22 protein-coding genes are annotated in these 26,697 nt (G+C 68.2%); 9 read left to right on the top strand and 13 right to left on the bottom strand.

The features are described from left to right. Positions 1 to 229 precede the first annotated feature (229 nt). On the bottom strand, positions 230 to 1,231 hold the full coding sequence (locus ACIBEJ_RS25290; RefSeq protein WP_397185267.1) for a TAXI family TRAP transporter solute-binding subunit: 1,002 nt from the start codon (positions 1,229 to 1,231) through the stop codon (positions 230 to 232). A gap of 35 nt (positions 1,232 to 1,266) precedes the next feature. Continuing rightward, the gene (locus ACIBEJ_RS25285) at positions 1,267 to 3,459 is read right to left on the bottom strand and encodes a TRAP transporter fused permease subunit (RefSeq protein WP_397185266.1); all 2,193 of its coding nucleotides are present in this window, start codon (positions 3,457 to 3,459) and stop codon (positions 1,267 to 1,269) included. 797 nt (positions 3,460 to 4,256) lie between these two features. Between ACIBEJ_RS25285 and ACIBEJ_RS25280 the strand changes: the two genes are divergently transcribed. Beyond that, positions 4,257 to 4,457, top strand: coding sequence for a hypothetical protein (locus ACIBEJ_RS25280; protein WP_397185265.1), 201 nt, complete (start codon positions 4,257 to 4,259; stop codon positions 4,455 to 4,457). Between the two features lie 562 nt (positions 4,458 to 5,019). On the opposite strand, the gene ACIBEJ_RS25275 is transcribed toward ACIBEJ_RS25280, so the two are convergent. Then, a complete protein-coding gene (locus ACIBEJ_RS25275; protein ID WP_397185264.1) occupies positions 5,020 to 5,163 on the bottom strand; it encodes a hypothetical protein in 144 nt (47 codons plus the stop codon). 83 nt (positions 5,164 to 5,246) lie between these two features. Between ACIBEJ_RS25275 and ACIBEJ_RS25270 the strand changes: the two genes are divergently transcribed. Beyond that, positions 5,247 to 5,675, top strand: a complete 429-nt coding sequence (locus ACIBEJ_RS25270) for a superoxide dismutase (protein WP_397185263.1) — start codon at positions 5,247 to 5,249, stop codon at positions 5,673 to 5,675. 6 nt (positions 5,676 to 5,681) lie between these two features. Then, positions 5,682 to 6,017 (top strand): hypothetical protein, encoded by a 336-nt coding sequence (locus tag ACIBEJ_RS25265; RefSeq protein ID WP_397185262.1) that lies wholly within the window; start codon positions 5,682 to 5,684, stop codon positions 6,015 to 6,017. A 48-nt stretch (positions 6,018 to 6,065) separates the two neighbouring features. On the opposite strand, the gene ACIBEJ_RS25260 is transcribed toward ACIBEJ_RS25265, so the two are convergent. From ACIBEJ_RS25260 to ACIBEJ_RS25250, 3 genes are all read right to left on the bottom strand, one after another. Beyond that, the gene (locus ACIBEJ_RS25260) at positions 6,066 to 6,206 is read right to left on the bottom strand and encodes a hypothetical protein (protein WP_397185261.1); all 141 of its coding nucleotides are present in this window, start codon (positions 6,204 to 6,206) and stop codon (positions 6,066 to 6,068) included. Continuing rightward, positions 6,203 to 6,823, bottom strand: a complete 621-nt coding sequence (locus ACIBEJ_RS25255) for an enoyl-CoA hydratase-related protein (RefSeq protein WP_397185260.1) — start codon at positions 6,821 to 6,823, stop codon at positions 6,203 to 6,205. The genes ACIBEJ_RS25260 and ACIBEJ_RS25255 overlap by 4 nt, the downstream gene beginning before the upstream one ends. 582 nt (positions 6,824 to 7,405) lie before the next feature. Further along, positions 7,406 to 8,548: a hypothetical protein gene (locus tag ACIBEJ_RS25250; RefSeq protein ID WP_397185259.1), complete on the bottom strand. Its 1,143-nt coding sequence runs from the start codon at positions 8,546 to 8,548 to the stop codon at positions 7,406 to 7,408. A gap of 432 nt (positions 8,549 to 8,980) precedes the next feature. Here ACIBEJ_RS25250 and ACIBEJ_RS25245 point away from each other — a divergent pair, with 432 nt between their 5' ends. Both ACIBEJ_RS25245 and ACIBEJ_RS25240 read left to right on the top strand, forming a co-directional pair. Continuing rightward, positions 8,981 to 9,139, top strand: a complete 159-nt coding sequence (locus ACIBEJ_RS25245) for a hypothetical protein (protein WP_397185258.1) — start codon at positions 8,981 to 8,983, stop codon at positions 9,137 to 9,139. 556 nt (positions 9,140 to 9,695) lie between these two features. After that, positions 9,696 to 11,264, top strand: coding sequence for a serine/threonine-protein kinase (locus ACIBEJ_RS25240; protein WP_397185257.1), 1,569 nt, complete (start codon positions 9,696 to 9,698; stop codon positions 11,262 to 11,264). A 399-nt stretch (positions 11,265 to 11,663) separates the two neighbouring features. Here ACIBEJ_RS25240 and ACIBEJ_RS25235 read toward each other — a convergent pair whose 3' ends face one another. Beyond that, positions 11,664 to 12,836: a macrolide family glycosyltransferase gene (locus ACIBEJ_RS25235; protein ID WP_397185256.1), complete on the bottom strand. Its 1,173-nt coding sequence runs from the start codon at positions 12,834 to 12,836 to the stop codon at positions 11,664 to 11,666. Positions 12,837 to 12,876: 40 nt separating this feature from the next. Here ACIBEJ_RS25235 and ACIBEJ_RS25230 point away from each other — a divergent pair, with 40 nt between their 5' ends. Together ACIBEJ_RS25230 and ACIBEJ_RS25225 are read left to right on the top strand one after the other, a co-directional pair. Next, a complete protein-coding gene (locus ACIBEJ_RS25230; RefSeq protein WP_397185255.1) occupies positions 12,877 to 13,479 on the top strand; it encodes a TetR/AcrR family transcriptional regulator in 603 nt (200 codons plus the stop codon). 1,309 nt (positions 13,480 to 14,788) lie between these two features. Next, on the top strand, positions 14,789 to 15,532 hold the full coding sequence (locus tag ACIBEJ_RS25225; protein ID WP_397185254.1) for a carbonic anhydrase family protein: 744 nt from the start codon (positions 14,789 to 14,791) through the stop codon (positions 15,530 to 15,532). A 768-nt stretch (positions 15,533 to 16,300) separates the two neighbouring features. On the opposite strand, the gene ACIBEJ_RS25220 is transcribed toward ACIBEJ_RS25225, so the two are convergent. From ACIBEJ_RS25220 to ACIBEJ_RS25195, 6 genes are all read right to left on the bottom strand, one after another. After that, complete coding sequence (locus ACIBEJ_RS25220; protein WP_397185253.1) at positions 16,301 to 16,750, bottom strand: hypothetical protein; 450 nt, start codon at positions 16,748 to 16,750, stop codon at positions 16,301 to 16,303. Positions 16,751 to 17,608: 858 nt separating this feature from the next. Next, positions 17,609 to 18,577, bottom strand: coding sequence for an MsnO8 family LLM class oxidoreductase (locus ACIBEJ_RS25215; RefSeq protein WP_397185252.1), 969 nt, complete (start codon positions 18,575 to 18,577; stop codon positions 17,609 to 17,611). 3 nt (positions 18,578 to 18,580) lie between these two features. Then, positions 18,581 to 19,792, bottom strand: coding sequence for a lanthionine synthetase LanC family protein (locus tag ACIBEJ_RS25210; RefSeq protein ID WP_397185251.1), 1,212 nt, complete (start codon positions 19,790 to 19,792; stop codon positions 18,581 to 18,583). Beyond that, complete coding sequence (locus ACIBEJ_RS25205) at positions 19,792 to 21,069, bottom strand: lanthionine synthetase C family protein (RefSeq protein WP_397185250.1); 1,278 nt, start codon at positions 21,067 to 21,069, stop codon at positions 19,792 to 19,794. Before ACIBEJ_RS25205 ends, ACIBEJ_RS25210 begins: the two co-directional genes overlap by 1 nt. Then, positions 21,056 to 24,130 carry a lantibiotic dehydratase gene (locus ACIBEJ_RS25200; protein WP_397185249.1) on the bottom strand — a complete coding sequence of 1,025 codons (3,075 nt, stop codon included), beginning with the start codon at positions 24,128 to 24,130 and terminating at the stop codon, positions 21,056 to 21,058. The genes ACIBEJ_RS25205 and ACIBEJ_RS25200 overlap by 14 nt, the downstream gene beginning before the upstream one ends. Positions 24,131 to 24,135: 5 nt before the next feature. Then, a complete protein-coding gene (locus ACIBEJ_RS25195) occupies positions 24,136 to 24,312 on the bottom strand; it encodes a hypothetical protein (RefSeq protein WP_397185248.1) in 177 nt (58 codons plus the stop codon). 493 nt (positions 24,313 to 24,805) lie between these two features. On the opposite strand from ACIBEJ_RS25195, the gene ACIBEJ_RS25190 reads away from it, so the two are divergent. Together ACIBEJ_RS25190 and ACIBEJ_RS25185 are read left to right on the top strand one after the other, a co-directional pair. Continuing rightward, positions 24,806 to 25,195 carry a hypothetical protein gene (locus tag ACIBEJ_RS25190; RefSeq protein ID WP_397185247.1) on the top strand — a complete coding sequence of 130 codons (390 nt, stop codon included), beginning with the start codon at positions 24,806 to 24,808 and terminating at the stop codon, positions 25,193 to 25,195. A 60-nt stretch (positions 25,196 to 25,255) separates the two neighbouring features. After that, the gene (locus ACIBEJ_RS25185; RefSeq protein ID WP_397185246.1) at positions 25,256 to 26,452 is read left to right on the top strand and encodes a glycosyltransferase; all 1,197 of its coding nucleotides are present in this window, start codon (positions 25,256 to 25,258) and stop codon (positions 26,450 to 26,452) included. Positions 26,453 to 26,697 lie beyond the last annotated feature (245 nt).

Genomic DNA, 26,697 nt, shown 5'->3' with positions numbered 1-26,697 from the left:
GCGAGAAAGGCCTCCGCTGGGGCGGACGCACACGCACGAACGCAGCCTGAAGCCAGTCATCCAACCCGGCGATCGTTTCCGGTCACGGCACTAGCCGACGAACTTCAGACGCGGCATACCGGGTGTGGCCGGGATACCCTGATCGGCCAATGGGTGGTTTGGGCTCCTGTGTTCGGGCGTGCTCTTGGATATTCGCAGAAGCCTGACGCGGGGCGGCGGTAGCCGTTCGTCACTTCAGAGCGTCCAGTGCGCGTTTCGCTCCTGGGTGCAGGACTACCGGATCGACCAATGCGGCCTTCTCCACGGCGATCTCCGTGGCCGCCGGGTGAACCTTCTCCAGCGCGGCCTTGTTGTCGAACATCACCTTCGTGATAGCGCAGGCGTTATTGGCAGGGAAGTTCTCCCGTACGAGGAGGACAGTGGGGGTCACGATGGACGGCAGATCGGCGGACTGTTCGTAGGCCGTGGCCGGAATGACGGCCTGTTCATACGCGGGATTGATCTGCCGCATGCCATCCAACTGCGAAGTGACGTCGAGGAACTGCACCTTGGTCTTCATGGACGTCACGAGGTCGGTGATCGGCGCGGTCGGCACTCCGGTGGACAGGAAGATCGCGTCGACCGTGCCGCTCTTGAAACCGTCCACGGCCTTGGTCAGGTCCAGCCGCTGGATGTGCAGGTCATTCTCGAGGTCGAAGCCGACGGCTTGCAGCAGGCGGTGAGCGATCACCTCCGTGCCGGACTTCGGTGCCCCGGTAGAGACCCGCTTGCCGCGTAGATCTTCGACGCTCATGATGCCGACGTCGCTGCGTACCACGACCTGGAGATACTGCGGGTACAGCCTGGCCAGCGCGCGGATCGGCTGCGGCTTGCCCTCGAAGGATCCCTTACCGGCCACCGCGTCGGCGGCAATGTCAGCCTGCGCGAAAGCGACGTCGTGGCTGCCCGAGGCGAGGAGCTGGATATTCTGCAGCGAGCCTCCGGTCTCCGCCCCGGTGGCCTTGAGCTTGGTGTTGCCGCTGATGAGCTGGGCGAGCCCGCCGCCGAGCACGAAGAACGGCGTGCCCAGGTCTCCGGTGGCCAGGACCAGTCGGCCTTCCGACGCCTCGCACGAGGCCGCGTTCGCACTGGATGTGGACACGGGGGCGTCGGTGGTCTTGCCTCCGCAACCGGTCGCTAACAGCCCGAGGCCTAGGGCGGCCGCCGCTAGCCGGAAATATCGTCGATTCATTAGTTCGTCTCCCTCGCTTTCGAAACCTCGAAGATTTACGCGGTCTCCGGCTTTATGGATTTGGGCTTTACAGGCTCCGGCTCCACCGGTTCGGGCTTTACAGGCACCAGCTCCACCGGTTCAGGCTCTGCCGGTTCGGACTCTGCTGGCTCCGGCACCCCGGGCTCCGGGGCGTCTGATGCCGGAGGGTCCGACATATGCCGCCGAGGGCGGGTGGCCAGGTGGATGACCACCGCTGCCAAGAAGAAGGCCGCGCCGACGGCAATCGACGCGGGCTGCAGGTAGAGCAGCAAAGCCGCGGCGGGCACGCACAGCGCCCGCTCCAGCCATTGCGCGGGCCCTACCATCCAGCCGCTGGTGACGACGGCGAGCGCCACCACCCCCAAGGCGGACACCGCGGTCGCCCACAGCACTTCGAGCGGCGGCCGCTGCCAGAGCAGCGCGGATCCGGTGTCGGTCAGCACGAACGCCATCGGCACCAGGAAGGCCGGCAGGGCGTACTTCCAGGTCTGCCACATCGTCTGATTCACCGCACCGCCCGTGACGGCCGAGGCGACCGCCGAGGCGAGCGCGGTCGGCGGCGTCACGTCGGACAGCACGGCGTAGTAAAACAGGAACATCGCGGTTTGGATGGGGCTCACCCCGAGGTCGGTCAGCGCCGGTGCGAGTGTGACCCAGGCGATGACGAAGGACGCGACGACCGGCACCGCCAGGCCGAGCACGCCGAGTGCCACCACCGAGAACACCACGGTGAGCACGAGCACCGCGGTCGGATCGTCGGCCAGGGTGCGAGCCGCCTCCACCAGGGAGGAGGACAGCACATGCCCGAGCCCCGTCTTGGTCACCGTCGAGGCGATCACCCCGGCGGCCGCGCACACCGCGACTGCGGGCAGCGCACCGTGGATGCCGGCCGCCAGCGCCCGCAGCAGGGATCTCAACCACTCGATGGCTGCCCCCAGCGGTGTCTGGCCGCGTTCGACCAGCTTCGCCACCAGGCCGAACACGGCGGCCGCTGCCGTCGCATTGACCACGGCCAGGAAGGGCGGGAGGTCCATGGCAAGGAAGGCCACGATGATCCCCAACGAGGCGAAGTGATAGCCGCCGCGCCTCAGCAGCCGCCATGGATTCTCCGCGCTCACCGCCACGGACCTGGCGCCGAACTTCCTGGCGTCGGCCTCCACGGCGAGCAGGATCCCGAGGTAATAGAGCAGTGTCGGCACGATCGCCCACACCAGAACATCGAAGTAGGAGGTGTTCAGGTATTCGGCGATGATGAACGCCGCCGCGCCCAGCGTGGGTGGCGACAGCGTCGCCCCGATGCCTGAGGCCGCGAGCAGACCGCCGGCGTTCTCCTTCGTGTATCCCGCACGGCGCAGGATCGGCCAGGTGACCGTGCCGACGCTGAGTGTGGTCGCGGCCCCGGAGCCGGATACGCTGCCGAGCAGGAACCCCGACATGATGGCGGTGCGGCCGGGAGCGGTGCGCGAGCGACGGAACGTCGAGAGACTGATGTTCACGAAGAAAGTGCTGGCGCCCGAGGCGTCCAGCACCGCACCGTAGATCGTGAACAGCAGGATGTAGGTGGCCGCGACATCGAGCGGCGTGCCGTAGAAACCGCTGGCGTTGTTGTAGAGGCCATTGATGATCTGGTCGAAGTCGACGCCCGCGTGGGCGATGTCCCAGTCCGCCGGCAGATAGCCGCCGTAGTAGGAGTAGCCGACGAACAACACGCAGACCAGCGGCAGCATCAGCCCGCTTGTGCGAAAGGCAGCCCCCAGGACCAGCAGCAACAGGGCGGCACCGGCCACGACGTCGGGGGCCGACAGGATGCCCTGGCGATCGAGGAACGCGTCGAAGCCACCGGCCCCGATCGGCAACGGGAGCACGGGGTAGAGGCCGACCAGCAGCAACAGCACCGCCAGGACCCAGTCGCGAACCGTGGGTGTGTCGGCCGCCGGTAGGCCCTCCGGTGTCGTCCGCCGATGGCGGGCAGGGCGATAGTAGAGGAACACCAGCGGCAGGCTGAGCCCTAGAAAAATCACCAGGTAGTACTGATTGCCCTGGCTGAGGGGGAAAAAGACCTGCCACAGCACCAGTAACCCGATCAGGCACGCCCAGACGCCCAGCCCGAAGTTCAGCCCGCGAGGCAGCTTTCGTACCTGCCCCGTGTCAATCTCGCCGATTTGCTCCAGTTTCGCCGCTTCCGGCACTACAACATCCTGTGCCATTAACGCCTCCCGGCCGGAAGACGCCCATGCTGGCCTGTCACAAGCTTCCGCGAAGGGATACCGCGAGTCTTGCCGCGCCGGCCTCTGAATGGGCACACGGGCATCACCATGCCTTCGGGCGGGATTCGCAAATGATCACAGATGAGCCGGGCAGAATGATACTACCGTCATGGACGGCAGAAGTGGGCAGCCATGATTCGTTTGCATTGACAGCTCACCCATTTATCGACCATGCATCCACTCTTGTCGCGTGTTTATGCAAGCCCCGAAGGCGGGACCGTAACCGTGCGGCAGCTATCAGGATTGCCTGAATATGGATATTTCGGGCTTCCCATATGGCGAGTCCGCAGCCCAGTTATCACGAACCCGTACCGCTGCGTTGCGGCATGCCTGCCGACGGCCGCAATACGGCCACCTTTCAGGTAAACCGGACAGGGGGTTTATGCGGATCCGGCGCAGGAAATACTCCTTCTCCCTGAGCTTGGCGCTATTCGGAGCCCCGAGGCGGCGGCCAAGCCCGCGGAGGCGGATGTCCAGGCGGTCTACTGCCTCGCCACCGCGCACCGGGTGCAACTCGCCGAGGCGGCCGCCGATCTGGGCATCGCCGGGCAGGTTCCGGGCACGGTCGACAGGCTGTCGTTCAAACCGGGGACCTACACTGTCGAGGAGTGGCACGCCAAGGCGCCCGACGCCTTCACCCGAGCATGCAAGGCGCTGATGTCCACCGTGCCGCAGCCGCGCCGTCGCCCCGTACGAGACGGTGGAGCCACGACGTTTCCAACTGGAGGCGAAGCTTCGTGCTTCCTCCCTTTTCGGCGCCACCAGGCACGCGGCTCGGCGTGGTGTACCGCGACCGTCCCGAATACCGGCTGAAGAACCGACCCGGGCGGGCGGTCCTCGGCAGGGAGCAGCTCCAGCGGATCTCCCAGACCGTCGTGGACGTGGAACGGCTGATCCACGATCACAGGTTCGGGGCATCCATGGTTCTTCCGCCGTAACGTGGGCCGGAGTCTCGACCCACCGCGTGCGGCAGCCAAGGGAGCATAGTCGTGACGTTCAACATCTTCGGTGTGCCGGTGGTGCGCAGGAAGATCGACGGTAACCCCGAGATCGCCAACGCGAAGGGGCCCGCTGCCGTACCCGTGGCTGATCGACGGTCTCGAGGACCTCTACGTGGATGTCGACGACTCCGAAAAGGCGTACCCGGATTTTGTCGCCGTAGGACCCCAAGTGGACGACATCCTCGAAGACGGTCACCTCGACTTCCGGAACAAATAGGGCACGAGGAGCATTCGTGTCGTCGACCTCGGCAACGACCCGCAAAAAGTCACCCATGATGACAAGAGGCAACGTCGGCCACCCAATAAGATAAATCTCAATATATTCAATAGAATAGCCCGAAGCATCCGCGACTTCAGCGAGAATGCAAATCTTTCCGCTCATCCGGGACACGTTGTTACACGTGGAGAACTCCGGACTGAGTGACAGATATCAGCAGCTCAGTGAGATTCTTTACGACACGAAGCGTTTTGCTTTTGATCACACCCTGACTTCATGCTGTCACACCTCACCCACAGTGCGCGCCACATCGTCTTCTTCGCCGAGACGACCTCGCCGGATGTCCTTGTCCCGATTTCCCATCGGGAGCAACCGCAGCGACGCAAAGGTGTTCGTGACGGCGAGATGGGCCAGGCGAAAGAGCACGACCGGTCATCCTGCCGCACTGGCTCTATAAGGGCCGGAGCCTGCCCGCAAAGAGAGGCAGTGCATGGCCGTGACTTGGACGGATGGAATTATCGGCAGGCGCAGGGCTGGCCGGACTGGAGAAGACCTACACGTTCAACCTCTCCGGCCACGTGCTGCACTCGATCTTCTGGCAAAGCCTCTCCCCCGACGGCGACCTCGGCGACTCCATCACCGAGCACTTCGGCTCCTTCGAGGCCTTCCAAGAACAGCTCACCACCGCCACCGTCCAGGGCTCCGGCTGGGGCATCCTCGCCTGGGAGCACCTGGCCCGCCGTCTGGTCGTCGAGCAGGTCTGCGACCACCACGGCAACGTCGGCATGAACACCACGCCGCTCCTGGGCTTCGACGCCTGGGAGCACGCGTACTACCTGCAGTACCGCAACGTCCGCCCCGACTACGTCGAAAAGCTGTGGAGCCTGATCAACTGGGACGACGTCAACGCCCGCTTCGCCGCGGCCAAAGGCGCCTGACCTCCGTTGAGCTCGGCGCCTGCCCACCAGTGTGGTCAAGAACAGCGGGCAGGCGCCGTACAGGCCCGCATCCTCCTCGTCTCCGCCCCGGACGTCGCCGCCTTCCCCGCGCTCGCGGACGTCGGTGGCTCCATCTTCACCCGGCCGCCCTGGCGCGAGCCCTACCCCGCCGCCCGTTCCGTCGCCTCCCCAGCCCTCGCCGACCGCCCCCGGCCCGGCTTCGTCCTCGCCCCCGCCGTGCACGGCGAGGAGGTGTACGGCTTCGCCTTCGGTCACCGCTGCTCCACGCTCGCCCTCGCCTCCAGCCCTCCCCGCGACGACTTCACCCGTCCCACCGCATGATCATGCGACGCGATTGACGGCCCCGCCGCACGGTCCTGGCCACAGGTGTCAGTCGCTCCATTCCGGGCGGCGTTTGCCCAGAAACGCGGACATGCCTCCGCAGGCGGCGACCGTCTGCGAGGAGGCGGCCATGACCGCGGTGGCCAGCCGGTAGGCATCGGCCTGGGGCAGGGACAACTGCTGGTTCAAGGTCGCTTACCCAGAGCCTTGGAGGCGCGACTGCCCCGGGTGGCACGGCTGAGCAGGTCGGCCACGGCGCTGTCAAGATCGTCGGCGGGCACCACCCGGTTGAGCAGTCCCCACTCCAGAGCCTGGGCGGCGGTGATGGTGTCACCGGTATAGGCCAGCTCAGCCGCACGCTTACGGCCGATGGCGACCATCGGAGTGTGACAGAACCAGCCGCCCTTCCCACCGGGCGCGGCAAAGCCCGCGGAGTCGGCGGCGATCGCCAGGTCGCAGGCGGCGACCAACTGGCAGCCCGCCGCGGTCGCCAGCGCGTGGACCCGGGCGATGACCGGCTGAGGTACGGACTCGATCAATTCCATCAGCTGGAGACAGGCGTCTAGCAGGGTACGCACCGCGGCCTCGTCGGCCTCGGCCACATGGGCGAAATCATGCCCGGCGCTGAAGACCGGACCTGCCCCGGCCAGAATGATCCCCGAAGCGTCGCTTTCACCCGCGGCATCGAATGCGGTGATCAGGTCGCGCAGATGCGACAGTGACAGGGCATTGCGGCGCTGTGGCCGGTTCATCGTGATCGTCACGAAATCGGCTTCACGACTGACCAGTACATGATCGAGATTCATGGGCGAACTCCCTGATGCTTGCGCGGTTACGGCCACAGGCGGATCGTTCCCACCTCGCGGCGGTCGGACGTCCTGAGAACCCTCCACCCACCCGCATCAGGGAACGGATCGATCCGCGCCCATGCGGCATCGGTCTGCTCAAGACGACGGACCACGTGAACACCTCACCCCAGCCCGGTGATCGGCCTCAGCCCAACTCCAAGATCGAACGGACACGGCCTAGTCTCCCTTCCCTGGCTGATCTATGCGCTGGCAGGCGGGGAGTCTGGTGCGCGGCTCTTGTCGAGTAGTTCGCGTTTTCCGTAGGCGTGGTAGGCGGCGGCGGCTTCGCATGGAAATCGGGGGATGGCGTCGCGCTGGTCGGCTGAGTAGGACGTCAGGAGCGCCTGGAGGCGATCGTCTGCGGCTGTTGCCTCCATGTCCCCGTGATTGGGCAAGCGCCACCGCGCTCGCGTAGGCGCCGACGGCGGCGGCCAGCGCGCCGACGGTCGGCGCGACCGAGGGGAATGTGGTCAGGACGGCGGCCAGGACGACCAAGGAGATCCCCGAAAGCACGGCGCGTACCCGTCGTCTGTGCATCGGTCAGTCCAGGTAGTCGCGTAGCACCGCGGCGCGGGAAGGGTGCCGGAGCTTCCGGAAGATCTTGGCCCGTAGCTTGTCCAGCTGATACCTGGTCATCCTGAGGTCGTTCGCGATCTGGACCCACGTTCTCTCATCGAGATAGGCGCTGCGGACGACCTTCTCCTCTATGGGCGACAGGGAGTCGAGAACCGCGGAGAGGTGCTCGTTGAGGAAGGCGTTCGCGACGGTGTCGTCGACGTTCTGGGCTGAGCCGACTATCGCCTCGACCAGCGCCAGGGAGTCTTGGCCAGGCAGCGTGTCCAACAGCATGGCCACCGGAGCTCCGCGTACCTGTGTCTCCCAGACCGGCCGATGCAGCCGGTGCTGCCGCTTGGCCTCGCGGCGGAAAAGCGTGGCCTGGACGCGCAGGTCGGTGACGACGTCCTGGACGTCGGTGAACTCAGCGCCGATCGACGCCCGTCGCCAGCCATCGGAGAGCAGGGCCGCGATCGTTCCGTCCACGCGGCTGTCGGTCGGCGCGAGGCCAAGCCAGCGATCGACGAACCAGCGGACGGTGGCGGTGTCACCGTCCAGGGCCGCACCGCGCGTGAGCAATGCGGCCGCCAGAGTGAGCTGAGCGACTTCGCGCCGCTCGCCGGACGCGTGACGCGCGATGTCGCACCAGTCCCGTAGCACTTGTCGCAGTACGGGGACGATCTCGCTATCGGAGCTCCAGTGGCTCAGGAGTTCGCTGGGCAGCCGTGGACGCGGCGCGACCAGGAGCGCGCCGTACTGTGAGGTTTCTTGCGGACCTTGGGCGTCACCCACCGATGCGATGAGCGCCTGCGCGGGGCGGGCGAGTGCCTCCCAGATTTGGCGGCGCGTCGGCGCGAGGAGGTCGATCGCGCCGAACGCCTTCGTGACCTCCCGCAGCACCTCCAGGTTGTGCCCCGTTTCGGCCGGACCCCTGATCCGCCGCAAGAAGCCCACGGCCTCGGCTGACTCATCGACCCCGCCGGAGATGCTCCAGACCGGCTCCAGCACGGGCGCCACGTCCGCGAGAAGTCGCTGCGCGCCGTTCACGGCGGGTGTCCCGGCCAGGTCGTCGAGTTGCTGCCGCAACCACAGCAGGCGCGCGATCTCCTCGGTCTGCTCCATCAGCACCAGATCTCCTCGGTCCAAGAATGCGGTGGGTTCCTCACTTCTCAGGGCGAGAACAGGGTGCTCTGTCGTAGGGGAGGAGGCGTCCGCGTCCCCAGCAAGGCTGCCTACCGTAGCTGACCTGGCGAATGTGGTGGTTTAGACACACCTCCCTTACCCCTGCCTGGACTTGGTGAACGGAGCACCTGACCAGCGAGCATCTGGCCGGCGGCACCCTGATCGAACTGGACGCCACCAACACCGACCAGCTGAGCGCCTGCATCCAAGGCGGGCATCCGCGGCCCGAACTGCCGCTGGTGCTGGACCTGGCCGAGCTGACACTTCCTGGACAGCGCCGGCCTGCACCTGGCCGCGCCGCACCGACGCGTCGGTCGCATCCTGCAGCTCACCGACATCGGCCAGATACTGCACACCTATCCCACCGTGGAGCAGGCCGTGACGGCAGCCGACCTGATCGATCCCGAGGTGATCGACAAGGCGTGGGCCGTGGTCATGGGTAAGTCGATGGAGCGTCTGGACATCGACCTGGACGAGATGTTCGTCCGCCGCAGCGTGGACTGCGATCCCGTCGAGCAGCCCGAGGTGTGCGGCTGAGGATCTGGTGATCTTGCCGGGTTTCCCGTGGGCCCGCTAGGTTCGACGAATGCCCGGGAACGCTTTGAGGACAGTCCGCTTGCCCTCCCGCCTTGCACTGCTCATCTCTGTGGTTCTGCTGCTGCCTGCCGTCTCTTCCTGCTCGAAGGGCTGGAGCAACTCCGAGGTCGGAACGTGCTTCACCACCAGGAACTACGAGGTCGTTGAGTGCTCGTCACCTGACGCGGGCCGCAAACTGCTCAGGATCTTGGAAGGTCCGTCGCCCAGCATCGGCGATTGCCCCAACGGCACCTCCGTCATGCGGGAAGACGACGGCAAGGGCTTCTGCATCGGATGGCCGTGACGGCCTGGCAGAGCCCGTTGAGGGCCCGTACTTCGAAACCGGCGCCGGAGCCATGGCTCCCGGGCGGAGGCGGAGCGGCCCATCGACTCGGGGACCGGGAGGGGAGCTGGATGACCCTCCGCTTTGGGGCCGAAAGGTCTTTACGGGAAGGGACAGGGCGTCATGCGTGCAACACGGGGGGCCGGGCCGCCGCGCATAGGCCCGTTCCAGACGGTGGCCGAACTCGGGCAGGGTGCCGTAGGGCGCGTCCTGCTCGCCGTCGCCCCCGACGGCCGTCTCGTCGCGGTCAAGCAGGTGCACCCCGCACTGGCCGAGGACGCCGGGTTCCGGGTCCGGTTCCGGCACGCGGTGGCGGCCTCTCGCAAGGTGTCGGGTGCTTACACCGCCGCCGTACTGGACGCTGATACTGAGGCCGAAGCGCCCTGGCTGGCCTCGGTGTTCGTGCCCGGTCCCTCGCTGAGTCAGGTCCTGGCCGTCGCGGGCCCGTTGCCCGAGGAGGCGGTCAGACTGCTCGCGGAGGGTCTCGCGCAGGCGCTGGTCGATGTGCACCGGGCGGGTCTGGTCCACGGCAACCTCAAGCCGTCCAACGTGCTGCTCGCCGAGGACGGCGTACGCGTCATAGACTTCGGTATCGCACGGGCCGCAGAGGCACCCACGAAGCTCACCGGCGCCGTTGTGAGCTCGCCGCCGTTCATGGCGCCGGAACAGGTACAGGACCTCCCGCGAACCGGCGCCGCCGACGTGTTCTCGCTCGGCTCGACCCTCGTGATGGCGTGCACGGGCAGGCCGCCTTTCGCGGGTACGTCGGTGCCGGGCGTGCTCTACAACATCGCGCACCGAGCACCGAACCTGGACGCGGTGCCGCAGGCACTGCGGTCGTTCATCGAGTGGTGCCTGGCCAAGGACCCGGCGCAGCGCCCGTCGCCACTGGAACTCCTCACCGCGATCGGCACGGTGGCGCCCGCGCCCCGGCCTTGGCCCGAGGCGGTGCATCGGCTCGCGGCTGAACAGCAGGCTGAGATCAATCAGTTGGTCGGTGGACCCATCGCGTCCAGTGCCCCCACGCTCGCCGCACCCGTCAGGATCCCGGCTCCGCCTGTCGTGCCCCCGCCGCCGTTCCCGCCCGCGCCGCCTGCCACCGCGCCTCGTCGCAAGCACACCTGGTGGCTGGCGGGGGCCGCGGTGGCGGCCACGGCGGCGGTCTTGACCTTCCTATTCCTGGACGGCAGCGGCGGCGACCCGTCGAACCCGCTCCCGGGGAAACCGGACGCCCAGGAGCCGGGCAACAGCGCCACCGTCCCAGCCCCCGGGACGACGCCCTTGTCGAAGGTTCCCGACAAGTACACGCAGCGGGTGCCGACGTGCAAGGAGGCCACGGGCAAGGTGGAAGTGCCGGCGGGCTACGGAAAACCGAGCGGCAACCTGGAGGCTGTCGGTGAAACGCCGAAGCAGTCCAACCAGTGCTTCTGGAGCAACCAGAACGGAGACAGGATCGTCGTCTCCTGGGATCATCACCTCTCCCAAGGCGGCAAGACCGGAGCGGAGCTGGCAGACGAGCGCTTCGAGAGCGGTTACGCCTCCGCCCACGGGTCGTACGAGCGCACTGCCGTGGGTGTCGGTGAGGAGGCGTTCTGGCAGCGGGGCATTGCCAATCTGTACGCCCGGGACGTCAACATGAGGCTCAACGTCATCGTGGAGAGCCAGCGATACTCCCCCGGCGAGGCCAGGGACATCGCCCAGACCGCGGGGAAGTCCGCCTTGAAGCTGGCGGAGTCTCAGTGATGACCACCGCAGTGCACACCAAGCCTCGGGTATAGCGCGGCGGCCCGACATGGGCTTGTCCGGCTGTACTGCTTCGCCGCGGTCGAGCACGCCACCCGGCGAGTCGACGTGCTGGGGTCACGGCGAACCCGACCGCTGGCCGGGTCGCCCAGCAAGCCCGCAACCTGACACTCGACCTGGGCGATCGGATCGGTGACTTCCGATTCGTGATCAGAGACCGGGACAGCAAGTTCACCGCTCTGTTCGATGAGGTGTTCACGACCGAGGGCATCCGTATCTCCCGACGAGACTGGCTCGGCGGCTTTCAACATGAATACGCCCAGGTTGCTTGAGATATTCGGCACCCACAGATCCGGAAATCGATGACGGTGATAACGAAGGTGCGGGACTCACAGATGGTCACCGGCCGGTGAGGAGCTTTTCCACCTCGTCGGCGGCCGCCGTCGCGCCGCCGGCGGTGGTCAGTTCGCCGTGCATCCAGTCGAGGCGTTCGCGGACCCGTTCGTCGTCCGCGACCTGTTCCACCGCCGTCCACAGTGTGGTGGCGTCGACCTGGGAGGGTGGGAGCGCCGTGCCCAGTCCGAGTTCGGCGATGCGGTCGGCGTTGGCCCGCTGTTCGGCCATCTGCGGCACCGCCACCATGGGCACCCGGCTGTGCAGGCTCTCCATCGTGCTGCCCATGCCCGCGTGGGTGACGAACGCGCGCGCGTGCTCCAGTACCGCCAGTTGCGGCACGTGCTCGCGCACGTCGACGTTGGGCGGGATCGGGCCGAGCGTGGCCGGGTCCGTCTGGCCCACGGACAGCACCACCTGCCAGGGGCGGTCTCTGGCCGAGTCCAGCACCATGCGGTAGAAATCGGGCCGGTCGTTGTAGGCGGTGCCGAGGGAGACCAGCACCACGGGCAGGTCGCCGGACGGGTGCCACCCGCCCTGGTAGGCCCGTTCGGTCAGCGCCGGGCCCACGAAGGCGTAGCCGTCACCGAAGGTGGAGCCCGCGTACTGGAAGGCACGCGGCAGCATGACCAGCCGCACGCCCGCCTCACCGCCCTCCATGAAGCTCCGCATGTCGGCGAACCCCTCCCGGCGCAGAAAGCCGGCTATCGGCACGACGGCGAACAGGAAGCGCAGGCTCCGGGGGTTGAACGTCGTGTACTTCTCGGCCATCGACCAGTGCTTGTTGCCGACCAGGTTGGGCCAGACCTCCGCGGAGGGAACCTGCCAGCGCCTGGCCATAATCCGCCCCCACCAGCCGAGCGGCCCGTCGTGAACCACCAGATCGGGACGTTCGCCCTGCTGCACTTGCGTCAACATCGCCTTGGTCTCGGCGAACAGCATGCGCATGGCCCGGACGAACTCCTTGCCGTGCATCTGCGGCGCCCGCGCGCCGTCGAGCGACTCCCACAGCGAGGTGACCGGCACCACCTCGGCGCCGGTCTCGGCCACGCGCCCGGCGAACGCGGCCGTGGTGGCGAAGGTGAGGCGATGGCCTCGCCGGACGAGCTCCGCGGCGAGGCCGAGCATGGGGTTGACATGCCCCGCGGCAGAGGGAGCGAAGAACGCGATGGTCGCCATACCGCTGTATTATAATACGCCGGTATGAGAACGGAGCACCATGCCGAAATGGGTTGACCACGACGAGCGGCGGCGCCACATCGCCGAGGCGGTGCTGAGCATCGCGGGCCGCGACGGGCTGGACCGGGCCACCCTGCGCGATGTGGCGCACGAGGCCCGCGTCTCGCTCGGATCGGTGCAGCACTACTTCCACACCAAGGACAACATGCTCCGCTTCGTGGTCGGTTACCTGGGCGAACAGGTCACCGCGCGGATCGTGGCTGGGACGGACTTCGAGGCGGAAGACGGTCCGGTCCAGGCGTTCCTGCGCTCGCTGGCCGCCGAGATACTGCCCCTGGACGCCCGGCGCACGTCCGAGCGCCGGGCCGGCCAGGCACTGGCCGCACGGGCGCCCGGCTCTCCAGAGCTGGTCGAGGTCCTGCGCGAGAACAGCTCCTGGCTCCACGCCCGGGTGGCCGAGCTGATCACACGCGCCCAGCTGGACGGCCAGGCCCCTGCCCACCTCGACGCCGAGCAGGAGTCGATCGTGCTGCTCGCCCTGCTGGAAGGGCTGGCCGCCGACATCCTGCACGGCGTACGCGAGCCCGGACAGGCGCTGGCGAGCGCGCACTACCACCTGGACCGCCTGTTCACGACAACCTGAGGGGCGCCGATCCGCCGCAGCCGCGCGTGGACACCGGCTGACATCGATCAAGCAAACTGATATTCCGTGGGTCGTGGGTTAAGTCCCACCCGCCCTATTCTCCCATACCTCGTTTGACATGGGGTTTCTCGGACTTCAGCCCCCTGAACCCCGATGTTGATCATGTTTGGTCGCTCGCGCGTACTGGCAGTCAATGTCATCTCAGATCCCTAAGGCGACCAGGAAGCGACCGAGCTGATCATCGTGCACATCCCCGCACGATGATCAGCCTTCCCATGGATCGGCTCGACGCGACGCTGGGCTGCCGGTTGAAGCTATTCGCGGCCTCCCACAACGTCTCTCTCCGTACCCTGTACGCCCTTTTCGCGGGTCTCCCGAGCCTTCCGCCAAACCTTCGGCACCAGCCCCAGCGCCTACCGCCGCTCGGTGCCGTCACCGTCTCCTTGACGCAGCCTGCGCGCTTTCCCCGCAGCGCTCGTACGAGGCTTCACGTGCCAAGCCCCCCATCGCGGGTCGCACTGCCCGGCGACACCCCCAGCAGTCGCCGTGACTTGTCACAGCGTGCGGACATCCTTTGCCATTCCTGCAGAAGGCTTCCGGATCGGGCATAGGGCCCGATATCACGAATAGACAGCCTGCAGACCAGGGAGAAGCAGCAGCGCGTCTGTCGGCAGATCCAAGGCCGTCGATGCCCCCGAAACGGAACGGGTCACGTCAGCTTGGTCTCTGGATGCCGTGCATGACCGCTTCACAGTGATCTTTGTCGAGGTGGACATCCCCCGGAAGGGACCGACTTGTCTCAGCGCACAGGAATCGCGGTGGAGACCTGGGCCTTGCCTGCAGAATCCGTGTCAGGTCCAGTGGCCGACGCAGCCCTGGCCTGCATTGTGGAACCTCTCTCCATCGAACGGCACAGCCAGGCGCGTACCGTGTCCATCGCGGTGACGATGAACCGGGACGGCTTGCGCCTCACGGTAAGAGACGATAGGCGGGCAAGAGCCGGTACGGGCATGGCGCGCTCAAGGCGGCCCTCGGCGAGCTTACGAGAGCGATCGGCGATGTCGGCCACGAGGGCGCGGGTACCGCAGCGGTGCCGAACCCCGTCAGAAGGAGCTGGACCACCATGCTGGCGTGCGAGGTCGGCCAGTTGAAGCCTGAGTATCCGGTTTCGCCGGAGAACGCAAGACTCGATGATCGAGAATCGCGATTTATCGTGAAAAAGCCCCATCGGCAGCCTCGCCAGTGATGGGCGCCAGAGCACGCGTGCCACCACCGAGTCCGGGATGTTCCGCGAACGAAAGGGTGTTACATGTTGTCGCGCTTAGCCAGGTTACCGATCGCTGTCGTCACGACGGCAGCCCTCATCGCAGCACCCGCGCAGGCCCGGCAGGCTTGTACCGGAGCGCCGGGCCACGTCCAGAGCCCCGTGGAGATCGACCGCTCCCAGAACTGCGGCGCCGCCACCCCGGCGATCACCATCAGCTACGGCTTCGCCGACGGGCAGATGCAGTTCCGCGACAAGAACCTCAACGGTGTCGTCGACAACCACGACGACGTCTCCTTCATCCCCGACAACTTCAGCGACCCCCACATCATGTACGGCACCACGAAATACGATCTCACCGAGGTCCACTACCACTTCGACGCCGAGCACAAGTTCCAAGGCCAGGCCGCAGCCCCGGCAGAAGCCCACTTCGTCCACAAAGACGCCACCGGCGACACCGTGGTCCTCGGCGTCCTCATCGACGGCGTGAGCGTTCCGGCCACCGACGCGCACGACCACCCCCTGAACGGCGTGCCGACCACGCTGGGCGCGAGCTGGAGCGTCGGCTCGGTCAACCTCGCCGGAATGCTCCCGGCCGGCAAGGCGAGCTTCCGCTACTCCGGCTCGCTCACGTCGTCCCCCTACACGCCAGTGCACTGGGTCGTCTTCAACGATCACGTCGAGGCCACCGGCAGCACCATCGCCCAAGCGAAGGCACCTTTCGGTACGGCAGGCAACAACCGCAACCGACAAAACGTCGCGCCGAGAATCCACCCCGGCAATCCCTGACCAACGGATCGGCGAGCGCGCCACTGGCGGATGCCACCCGCTGGTCAGCGCGCTCGCGCCCGCGACGTACGCCCAGCCCGGAGCGGCCTCGCGCCGGCCGGCACCACGGTCGCGCCGAGACCGTCCTGGCCAGGGGGACAGTGATCGTAGGGACGCCCGCCGTGCACGGGCGGGCAAGCTTCGACCTTTCGCGCCGCCGGGTCCTGTTCGGCCCCTAAAGCTGAGGTACAGCAGGCTCAGAACCAGCACGTGGAGGGGACTGAAGAGCGTGCACGGGCACCCGTGGCCCGAATGCGACGCCGCTGCGACAGACCTCACCGACCGGGTTCAGAAGCGCGCTGGAAGGCGCTAGCGGCACCGCGGGGTTTCCTCAGCCACCGCGGTAGCCGCCTGACCGACCGCGCCGCCGACATCCACACTGGCCGTGGCGATGCCTGTGGCACCGACGACGACCCCTGCGGCCTGCACGTCCTGCGCCACCCAGCTCATCTGCAACGGAGAAGACCCGCCTAGGTCTTGGCTCCAACTGTTGTCCGGGATCGGTGCGACGAGTTCGGTGATCGGTGTGGGTCCGTGCCGGTGGACAGGATGAGGGGACGGCGAAGTGGCCGCTGTTGTCGAGGTTTCGCGGAGTTCCACCGCCCGCACTCTTCGGGCAGGGGTACGGCGATCGCCACGCCGCCGGTCGACCACCGCCATCCCCACATGCGCTGACCTGCCATACCCATCGGCGTACGCTGTATCTCAGCTGTCTTTCCCGCTGTCTGCTCAGTCGTCGCCGAACAGGGCGAGGAGCTCCAGCAGCTTGACGATGTCAGCCCTGAGCTCGGCGTCGGGCAGGTCGTTTCCCGAGTAGGAGTACTTTCCCTTGAATTTCGAGGGCGCGTCGGAGGGCTTGACCTCGGTCTCGTTCACGGTGAAGAAGTAGTTTCCGTTATGGGTGCCGCCCGTAATGGTGAGATGGGCGCTACTGAAATAGAAACTCTCGTCCGAGTCGCCCATCGGGCTGAGGCTGATGTGGCCGTTGTACCACTTGTCCTTGATCTTGTACTGGAGCCCCTCCAGGAAGGACTGCTCGCCGCTGCCGCCGTCCGTACGCGTCTTACCTGTGGCTATGCGGAGCGAGGGGAAGGACCACTGGTCCCAGTCGAAGGTCTTGAACGTGGTGATCGCCTGCGTGATTGTCCGGGTGGAACGTTCCTGTACGCCGTCGGTCACGTCGACTCCTTTGTCGCCACGGGGGAATAAGAAATGCGCTCGACGCATCGTGCGCCGTGCTCACCTTCTCGTCAAGAGCCCCATTTCGGGCGGAAAACAATAGCCTCCATGGCCTGTACGCCTTGGCGTACCAGTCGTGCGGCGGGGCCGGGTCCTCCGGAGGGGGCAAGTCCGGCAGCCAGGTCCCGGTGGAGGCGGCGCAGAACACCGCGCTGAGATTCTTCGCCGGCCGGCAGCCCCACACCCCGCGACCTGGACCTTCGGCACGCTTTGCCCGACACTCGGCGGCGGTCGGCGACCGCCCCGGGCGAGACCGTGCCGATCTCGTTTCCAGGGTGCGGACTCCGGCCACGCGGCGTTCAGGACAGCAGGGCCCGCCGACCTGCTCGATCGCCCGCCGCAGCACGCTCAGGCGGATTGGCTCGGCGCGGTGCACCTCCCGCACCGCGGTGATCGCGCTCGCAGCGCCATGATCGCCAGGATCCCGGTCGCGACTCGGCCGAGTGCGCGGGCGTGTCTGATCGCGCGTCCGATGACGGCCAGGATGTGCCGACGCCGCCCATCAAGGGTGACGGTCTCGATGAAATCGCAGGCCAGCGGCGCGTCACCTGAACATCGGCGCCGGGCTGCCGTTCCGAGACCATGACCTGGTGGCGTGGAACGAGAATCCCTGCGTCCTTGTCACGATCGCTCATCGGTGGCAGCCGTCGCGCGGCGAAGGCGTTCGTGATGGTCAGACAGGCCAGACGGAGGAGCACGACTGATCATCATGCCGGACGGGATCGTCGGCAGGCGCGATGTCCCGGGTGCGCCTGGTCCGCTCTCGTCTGAGCCCGCGTCCTATCGGGGCGGCGGTCCCTACCCGGCCGCAGCAAGCGCGACCGCGAAGCTGTTGATCCTGGCCTGGTCGTCGACGATCGGTGCGAGCCCCATCACCTCGTCGACGCCCGCAGCGGCCAGGCGGCGCAAACCCTCCCGCGCCTCGTCCGGCCCGCCGACGAGCTGAGCCGCCGCGTGTTCCGCACCGGCGCGACGCTCCTCGTCCGTCAGGTCGTCGCACATCCCCGGAACCGGCCGGCGCAGGCCCGCCGTACCGCCGCGAGAGGCGTCGACGGTCATGCGGAGCACGGCGTCGTAGAGACGCGCCCCCTCCTGCACGGTGTCGGCGAGTACCAGAGTCACCGACGCGATCACGTGCGGTTCGCCGCCGTGGCCCGGCTCGAAGCACTCGCGATACCTGGCGATCGCCGGTTCGAGCGGCGCGCCGCCGAGGTGGTGGGCGAGCGCCAAGCCCAGCCCGAGCCGTCCGGCCAGTTCGGCCGTCGCCGGGCTCCCGCCCAGCACGTACATGGCCGGAGCGTGGTCCAGCCGCGGAGTGACCCTCGCCGAGCCCCGAAGGAGTGATCGGACCTCGACCAGCCGGCTCTCGAACTCGTCGCGGTCCAGGGGCCGGCCCTGCCGGAGCATCCGGGCCGTGTCTGGATCCGTGCCGGACGCGCGTCCCATCCCCAGGTCGATGCGGCCGGGGAACAGCGCCTCAAGCGTCGCGAACTGCTCGGCCACGGCCAGCGGCGCATGGTTGTTCAGCATGACCCCGCCAGAGCCCACCCTGATCCGTGCGGTCGCGGCCGCGATGCGGCTCACCAGGACCGCCGGGGACGACGACGAGCTCGCGGCGCTGTTGTGGTGCTCGGCCACCCACAACCGATGCGCCCCCAAGCGGTCGAGCCGCCTCGCGTCCTCGACGACCGCGCGCAGCGCCTGCCCCGCGTCGCGCCCCTTCCAGGCAACGGCCAGTTCGAGCGCCGAAATCTTGATCGAAGTCACGTGTCACAGTCCCATCGCTCGAACCCAGCCCGACCGGCCCGATGAGAACGCGAGCCCGAGCGCCACACCTGTCGTGCCGTACATCACGCCGGGGTCGTCGACGGCCACACCCGACGACTCCACGTTCCTGAAGCCCAGCAGAGCGGCCTCGTCGAACCGCTCGACCAGCAGGTCCGTCAGCGCGTCCGCGAGCCGGAGGACCTCCGCCCGGCCCGTGTCCCGCGCGAACTCCCGCGCGATCACGAGCAGTCCGGCCACTCCGTGGCACAGTCCGGGGTTGGACGGCCAGGAAGACCGGTCCGCCGCCAGCCGCTCCATGACGTCCATGGCCAGCTCACACGGCTGCGCCGTTCCGGTGGCCGTGCCCGCCAGCCACAGCGACCGCGCGATGCCCGCGCTGCCCGTGCACCACCAGCTCAACGACGAGGCCGACACCTGGCCGCACACTCGGTGATCGCGGTCGAACAGCACGGCCCTCGGCCACAGCAAGGTGTCCGTCCGCTGCGCCATCAGCCAGGACGTCGCAGCGCGGAGGGTGTCCAGCGTGGGCCCTGCCTCGCCGTCCGCCAAGGCCAGCCGGGCCCGCGTCGCGATCAGGCCCGCCACCCCGTGGGCCATGCCACACTGCACCGAGGTCGCGACGCGCGCGGGGAAATCGTCCTCGGCGGCGACCGGGACGGCGAGTGGGTGGGCGCCGGACAGCCGCAGGGAGCGGTCGCACGCCTGCCGCACCGCGAGCCTGGCCTGCTCGTCCCCCGCGCCGGAGTTCAGGTAGACCCCGTGCCCCGCCAGCCCCGACAGCAGATCGAACGGCCCCGCCCCGGCGGCCGCCGCTGCGCCGATGGCGGGCACGAGTCGCCGCGCGAGCTGAGCCGCCAGCGTGGTGTACGAACCCTCCTCCGCCAAGGTGGCGGCGACGAAACCGAACCCGGTGGCGCCGTCGAACAAGCCCAGGCCCCGCTCGGCGGCCAGCCCCGCCACGCCGTACCGCAGATACTCGTGGGCGCGGTGCGCCCAGACGTCACCGCCGCCCGCGCGGTGCGCCTGCGCGCACAGCATCGCGAGCCCCGCGCCGCCGAAACCCCAGCCGGCGGGCGTCCACCGCACGGACGCGGCGAACCTCGACGTCGCGGCGTAGGAGTCCAAGGCCGACCGCAGCGTCCGGTCGCAGTGGAGGCGTCGCGCGAGTTCCCACAGCACGTCGCGGCCGTCCATCAGCCCAGCATCAGCACGTCGCGCCAGGGCGTCGAGGACATCCCGCCCTGGCTGTAGGCGTACAGGATCGCGGCGGTGCCGGCCGCGCCCGTGAGGAAGGTCGCGTCGTCCATGTCCGGGCTCGCCGGAGCGTGCGGGTAGCGGTACAGGAACGGCAGCTCGTCGTCCTGATGCGCGACGATCCGGTCGATCACGCCGTCGAGGCACGCCTCGATCTCTGGACTGGGCCCGCCGTCGCGCAGCGACATCAAAATGGCGGCGATCCCCGCCCAGCCGTGGCAGATGCCCATGTCCGTCACTGCCTTGGCGGCCAGCGAGTCGCAGGCCCGCACGAGCGCCTGCCGTCCCAGCGCGCCGAGCTCATCGCGGCCCAGTGCGCGCCCCGCCATGCAGAGGGCGGCCGCGACTCCGGGGGTGCCGTAGCACCAGGCCATGCGGTCGAGCATCGCGGAGCGCCCGGCCGCCTCCTCCGACGGCCACACGGCGGTCGGCCAGCCGTCCGTCGCCGCTCGCCCCCGCCAGCCAGCCAGCCACGTGGCGGCCGTGCCGATCGCCTCGTCGAGCCGGGGAACCCGGACTCCCTCCAGCTTGGCGACCGCGAGCATCGACATCGCCCCCGCCACCCCGTGCGCCACCCCGAGATCGAGGAGCCGGCTCTCGCCGGGATCATGCCCGCTGTCGAGGAGCGCCGGGTTTCCTCCCACCAGCCAGGGCGGCAGGCCGTCCGCGCGCGGGACCGGCGGGCACAGAAACCTGGAAAGACCGGTCACGGCCGCTACGGTCTCCGGCCCGTCCGCGCCGTCGCGGGCCAGGAGGAAGCGCGCCAGGCCGGACAATCCCTCGATCACGTCGTAGTGCAGGAAGGTGCGCTCGTCACCCTGCCTTTCGAGGACGGCCGCGCGTTCACGAGCCATCGAGACCGCGTCCGCGGTGCAGGTCGCGAGGACCCGAGCGCAGTCACCGGGCTGCCTGGCGATGGCCGCCGCCGCGTAGCCCAGCCCGGCCAGCCCCTCGTACAGCCCCGATCCGTACGCGCCGTGCAACCGATACTCGCCCGCGGCCGCGCTCAAGTGCGCACGTGCCGCGGGCAGGTACGCGTCACCGAACCCCGCCAGCGCCAACGCCACACCGGCGTGACCACCGGCCAGCGAGAACCCGGTCCACGTCACGAAGCCGTCGCCCTGGGACCGGCGCGCCACCGCGGCGACCTCCCGAGGGTCGGCGAGCCGTTCCGCCAGCCGTACCGCCGTCGCCTGCGCCGCCTCAGCCCGCGACATCGGACATCCGCAGCTTCTGGCCGACGCCCAGGGCGTGCTTGGCGAGATGACGCGCCAGGACCAGCCCTTCGTCCTCGTCGTTGCGGCTGCGCGTCATGTTCACCAGGCGGTTGAAGTGCATGTGCGCGAGCGTCAGCCCGATGTCGGCCGCCACCCGGGGATCGCCGAGCCGGCGGACGCGCTCACCGTAGTCGAGCCCGGCCGCCCGGAACTCGCCGAGAATCCTCGCCGGCTCCGGCGGCGGCGCGTGCAGGACGGCCTCGATGCGGCTCCTGACCTCACGCCGCCGTTTCGTCTCGGCGCCCTGCGGCAAGTGCGCGACCAGCCATGGCGCCGCCTCGCCGGGGGCGATCAGCTCGGCGATCGTCAAGATGGTGAGAACTCCGATCTCGGACCTCGTCAGGCCGCCCAGTTCCCGTTCGGGTGCGGACAGCAGGTCGAGTACCGCGCGGCTGTCGGCGCAGAACAGGCGCTCGGCGGCGGGCATCAGACCGGGGCCGCCGTAGCGGGTGAACTCCGGCGCGTACGTGTCGACGAGGAAGTGCGCGGCCTGTCCGTGCTCGCACATCGCCCGGAGGCGCCGCTCAGCCAGCCTGCGGACCTCGGCCGCCCCGTCGAGATCGGGGCAGTGGATCCGGAGGCGCAGGTGGGGGGCGGCGTCGCCGTACCGGATGAAGAACCAGCGGTCGACTTCATCGGGCAGTTCGTCGATCAGGTGGCGCACCGGTCCGCGCAGCACCGCGTCGTGCAGATCCGCCGAGACGTAGATCTTCGCGTAGTACCAGTGCCCGCCGGGCCGGTGCACGTCCGGCTGGTGCCGCACCGTGACCAGGGGACGGCCGGTCGACGGGGCGGGTGCCGTGGGGCGCAGCGGCAGATAGATCTCATGGGCCCGGCCGCCGCACCAGCCCAGATTCTCGGCGAGGCTCTCCCGATTCTCGTAGATCAGGGCGCCGGGGCGGCGGCAGTGCCACGCGAGGAGGTCGCGGTGCGAGGCCACGTCGAGGTCCAGTGCGATGCGCTGGTCCCCCATCGCCAGCTGAACCGCGCTCGGCACCCGCATCCGCTCCCGCCACTCGCCGATCACCCGATCACGCTCCGGCGCCTTCGCCAGGCCGGCGGGCGGCGTCCACTGCGCCTTGGCCAGGGTGGTGCGGCCGTGGGTAACGCGCGGCAGGTACGGAAACTCCTCGAACGGTCCCCAGCTCCAGTTCCATACGGTCCGCTCGCGATCGGGCGCGAACTCCCGCAGAAACCGCACGACGTTGTTCGTGGCGTGCGGGTTCAGCATCGTGTACGCCCGCGGAACCACCTCGTCCCCGGTCTCCATCGAGACCAGGCGCAATCTCTCATGATCGGCGCAGACGCCGAGGCCGGCCAGGTCGACCACCCCGGGCTCGGTGGGATCGTGGAAGGTGCCGACGTGAATGGTCCGGTCGAAGACAGCCGCGTGCCGGGCGACGTTCGTGGCGCGGATCGACGGAACATGGAACGAGAGGTGCGCCGCGGTCTCCATGTTCCCGAGCGTCTCCGCCACGGCCGCACGATCCAGCAGGTGGAAGAACCGCCCGAACCCGGTCAGCAGCTGCGTCGCCCCCAGGTACGGCGCCCAGACGAGCTCGAAGTCACCCTCGTCCAGGGCCGCCGTGGATCGCGCGAGCAGGTGGAACCCGAACTCGTACGGCAGCCCGGCGGAAGGGGCGTCCCCGGGCCGCATGGCCCGCAGATCGTCATCGGTGAGGCGCAGCTCCTCGGCGCCCGACATCCACGCTTCCTGCAGACGGGCCCGGAGATGGCGCGAACGGGCCTCATCGGCGTCGATCACCGCCTGCGGCCGCAGTTCCCCTTCCTGCCGCCGCGTGCTGACCGGCCGTTCGTAGGTGGCGGGTGCCCCGATCCCCCGCTCTGCGTCCAGCGCGATGGTGAGCGGCACGACCGTGGACATGCCGTACCTCGCCACGAAATCGTCGTAGTAGCCACGCAGGTGCGCCGCCATGCGCGGCACCGGGTTCGCCCGGTGGGCCGCGTCGGCCGCCCGTCCCGCCTCCCGCGCGACCTCACGCGAGATGACGACGTCGGCGTCGAGTCTCAGCTCTGCCTGCAGGTACGCGTGATCCACCACGACCAAGTCCGCCATCCGCCGTTCGACGCCCCGAAGCAGCGGCACCCGATCCCCGGCAGGCGCCGAGGGGTAGCTCACCAGCGACTCGGCCAGCTCGGCCAGCCGTTCGCGCCGGCGTTTCGCCCCTGGGTGGCGGTCGAGCACGGCCAGCACGTGGTCGAGGATCGCCGGCTCATGGAAGGGCGGGAACAGGTCGCTGACCAGGAACTCCTGCCGCAGCAACGTGACGACGAACGCCCTGGCGCCATCGGCCGTGGCAGAGGGTAGCTCGGCGAGCAGGCCCTGGATCAGGTCGGTGGCGGGGATCGGTGTCCGGGTGCGGTTCAGGACGTAGGCCAGGGCGGGCGTCAGCCGTACCGACGTCTCGGCCGGATGCGAGTCCGGCACGGGATGGAGCTCCTGGGGATAGGGGTTGACCCAGCGGTCCCCGCGCCGGAAGCCGAGGTTGCCACGCACCACCGTCAGGCATTCGAGCACATCGGGCTCACCTTCCCAGTCGGCCAGCAGGGTGATGAGCCACCCCCAGTCGGGCCGGGCGCAGCGCAGATGGTCCGCCCCGAACCGGGCGGTTGCGGGCGCGCCCGGCCCGGCCACGCGGGCCATCGCGACACCGGCCATGGTGCCGAACGGCGTCGGACGGCCGCTCATGCGCAGCAGATAGTTGGCCATGGACCGGAACAGGCGCACCAGTTCCTTGTGACCCGGCTGCTCGCCTTGCGAGAGCCGGTCCATCGACCGGTACAGCGAGGCGCTGGCCAGCAGGATCGCCTCCGGCACCGCCGGGATCGCCCACCACTCGCGCAACCGGGCGAGAAGCGGGCCGGCGGAGCCGGGGTCGGTGACCTCGACGTCGAGGTGGGTGCGGACGGCCTCGCTGACCGGCAGCGTGGTGGCGCGCAGGAAGCACACCGGCCCGGCGACGTACGGTTCGTGGGCCAATGAGATCAGCAGGCGCAGGGCACGCCGGTCCGGCCGGTGCAGGACCAGGCGCAGGTGTAGGTCAGGACGAAGGAGTTGAGACCGCAGTAGTTCGTCACCCCGGCCTGCGGGGCTCGCACACCCTCGCCGGCGATGAGGTCGATGTCGAGGTCGAAGATGTCTTCGGTCGTCGGTGTGGACATGGCGCACCCTCCAGATCGTTTCCCCGTTCGAGCTCAGCATGACCGACCCGCGTTGTAGGAAGGTTGTGGCCACGTTGCGCCCCTGGTGCCGGCGGATTCCGGCCCTGGCGCGGTGACTGATTCTCGCCGGATCCGTGATCGGATCGGGGACGCCATGGCTTGGCCTGATGAGCCAGAGTCACGCCGACCTGGGTTCGGAGCAGGCCGGATCGCGCGGCGATCTGATCACCGCGCAGCGGATCGCCCCGCCGACTCAGCGGTGGGCGCTCCCGTTTTCCGCCTCCCGTCACGCCACTCGGCCGTCGCCATCGGACGAACTCGTGACCGGCGGCCCCGTCGCCTGAGCTTCTGCGTTGCCGCCCGCAGGAGCCAAAGCACGTCGTTTTGGTGAGGATTCCTCATGAAAGGCACACAACGATCTGCCAACGATGCGTCAACGTTTGTTCGATAGCTTCGCTTCGGTCGATGTCCGACGAGCATATCGGAGGCGAAAGTGAATACCGAGCGCCTGGCGTTCCTGGAAAACATCGAAGCCGATCTGACCGCCCGAAAACCGAGCGAGCCGAGCTCGCGACCGACGCCCGCCGGCAAGTCGCGGAAACTACTCCGAAAGCTGGGCATGTTCGGCTTCATGCTGGCTGCCGCCGCCTCGTTCTCGGTGCTGAACAGCACCGCCGCCAACGCCACCCCCTACTGCGGCATCCCCAACCCCATTCCGCGCAGCCACACGAAATCATGCGGTCTCAACTTCTACAGCCACGATTTCATCTACAGCTATCCTTCGGGCCCCGGAGGCCTGAAGGAGTGCTACGTGTTCTGGTCCACCCTGCACGACTTCGGGTGCGGCGCCGATCCCGGCCGCGAGACGAGAATCTGCAAGTGAGCTAGAAACGGGTGCTTACCTCGCGAGCCGGCGAGGTAAGCACCCGGGCATTTCCTGGGGGTGGAGATCATCGTGGATCATCAATGGATAAGGCGGCTTTTCCCGCCGCTGACAGCCCTCGGCACCGCCAGTACGCCGGTGGAGTGCCCGGTGACCGTGGTGGTTCTCGCCCGGGATGAGGAGCGATGCCTGGCGCGTTGCCTCGACAGCGCGGTCGGGCGGGGCTTCGACGAGATCCTGGTCGTCGACACGGGGTCCGTGGACAAGACGCTGGACATCGTGGAGGAGTACGCGCGGCAGGGCGTCCGATTGGTCAGGTGCCCGTGGACGGACTCCTTCGCCGACGTGCGAAATTTCGCCATCGAGACTGTCGGGGCCGGGTGGATCGTCTTTCTCGATGCCGACGAATGGCTCGACGAGGGTTCCGCCGATCGGTTACGGGCCTGCCTGACCTCGCTCTCCGCCATTCCGGACCTGGATCGCATGGTGTTCTCGCCGATCATTCAGCATGTCGATCGTGACGGGTTTCTGGACGATGTCGCCCGCATCTTCAAGGCGGAAAGCGGGATCCGCTACCGCGGGGCGGTGCACGAGTATCCGGCGCTCTCCGGCAAGCCGGTGAACATGGCGGGCCTGGACCTCCTGTTTCACCATGACGGATATGACGCGGCCGTGATCGACGGCAAGGACAAAAGGGGCCGCAACCTGCGGTTGCTCGGCGCGGCGATGGAGGCGGAGCCGGACAGCCCTCGATGGGTATATTTCATGATTCGTGATGCGCTTCCCCTGCTTGAGCACGCCCAACTCCTGGAGCTGTGCGAAACGCTGCGAGATCTGGTGAGGCGCGAGCCCGTGACCGACGACCGCCTGGATGCCCGGCACTATTACCGCCGCGCGCTCGGTGTCGCCTGCCAGGGGTTCGCCGCCATGGGTGATTGGGCGACGCTGCATCGTTACTGCGACGACCTGGACCGGCTCGACGGGCACGACAACCCGGACGCCCACTATTTCCGCTCGGTCGCCGAACTGCTCAACGGGGTGGCGACCCAGAGCGATTTACTGCTGACGATGAGAATCCGCCGTGATGAGAAACTCGTCGAGACCAGCGCCGTGGACAAGGCAGGGGGGCACCTGGACGCTCTGCTGGCGGAGTTGCTGAACCGGGTCAAGGGTGAGTCGGACGGCGATCGCTACCGCGGAATGTGCGAGCCCTGGACCGACGTGTTCTTCGAACGGTCTATATTGCGGCGCTGGTAGCGGCCATTCTTTCCACCTCCGCGAAGTAGCGGGCACGCCGCGTGCCGTAGCCCTGGACTCGATCCTTCTCGACCGTGAGCCGGTCGGCTGAGGTCTTCGGCTGGAGGTCAGCATAGGCGCCCGGCTGACGCGCCGGCTGGGGGCCAGCCGCCTGCCCCGCGATCAATTCCCAGGAATGTCGAACACAGTCCCTATATCATCCCCACTAGGCCTGCAGGGGAGGCGTTTCGCGTTCAGCCTGTCCC

Origin of the sequence: Nonomuraea sp. NPDC050790 (genome assembly GCF_044456745.1) — a bacterium.
Lineage (GTDB): Bacteria > Actinomycetota > Actinomycetes > Streptosporangiales > Streptosporangiaceae > Nonomuraea.
Note: the sequence above shows the minus strand (reverse complement) of the source record. Positions and strands in the feature narration are given on the sequence as shown.

Excerpts from the sequence above, each read along its gene's own strand:
- ACIBEJ_RS25235 (WP_397185256.1), bottom strand. The coding sequence starts at position 12,836 with ATGGCGACCATCGCGTTCTTCGCTCCCTCTGCCGCGGGGCATGTCAAC.
- ACIBEJ_RS25230 (WP_397185255.1), top strand. The coding sequence starts at position 12,877 with ATGCCGAAATGGGTTGACCACGACGAGCGGCGGCGCCACATCGCCGAG.
- ACIBEJ_RS25285 (WP_397185266.1), bottom strand. The coding sequence starts at position 3,459 with ATGGCACAGGATGTTGTAGTGCCGGAAGCGGCGAAACTGGAGCAAATC.
- ACIBEJ_RS25210 (WP_397185251.1), bottom strand. The coding sequence starts at position 19,792 with ATGGACGGCCGCGACGTGCTGTGGGAACTCGCGCGACGCCTCCACTGC.
- ACIBEJ_RS25225 (WP_397185254.1), top strand. The coding sequence starts at position 14,789 with ATGTTGTCGCGCTTAGCCAGGTTACCGATCGCTGTCGTCACGACGGCA.
- ACIBEJ_RS25290 (WP_397185267.1), bottom strand. The coding sequence starts at position 1,231 with ATGAATCGACGATATTTCCGGCTAGCGGCGGCCGCCCTAGGCCTCGGG.
- ACIBEJ_RS25255 (WP_397185260.1), bottom strand. The coding sequence starts at position 6,823 with ATGAATCTCGATCATGTACTGGTCAGTCGTGAAGCCGATTTCGTGACG.
- ACIBEJ_RS25270 (WP_397185263.1), top strand. The coding sequence starts at position 5,247 with ATGGAATTATCGGCAGGCGCAGGGCTGGCCGGACTGGAGAAGACCTAC.
- ACIBEJ_RS25205 (WP_397185250.1), bottom strand. The coding sequence starts at position 21,069 with ATGTCGCGGGCTGAGGCGGCGCAGGCGACGGCGGTACGGCTGGCGGAA.
- ACIBEJ_RS25195 (WP_397185248.1), bottom strand. The coding sequence starts at position 24,312 with ATGTCCACACCGACGACCGAAGACATCTTCGACCTCGACATCGACCTC.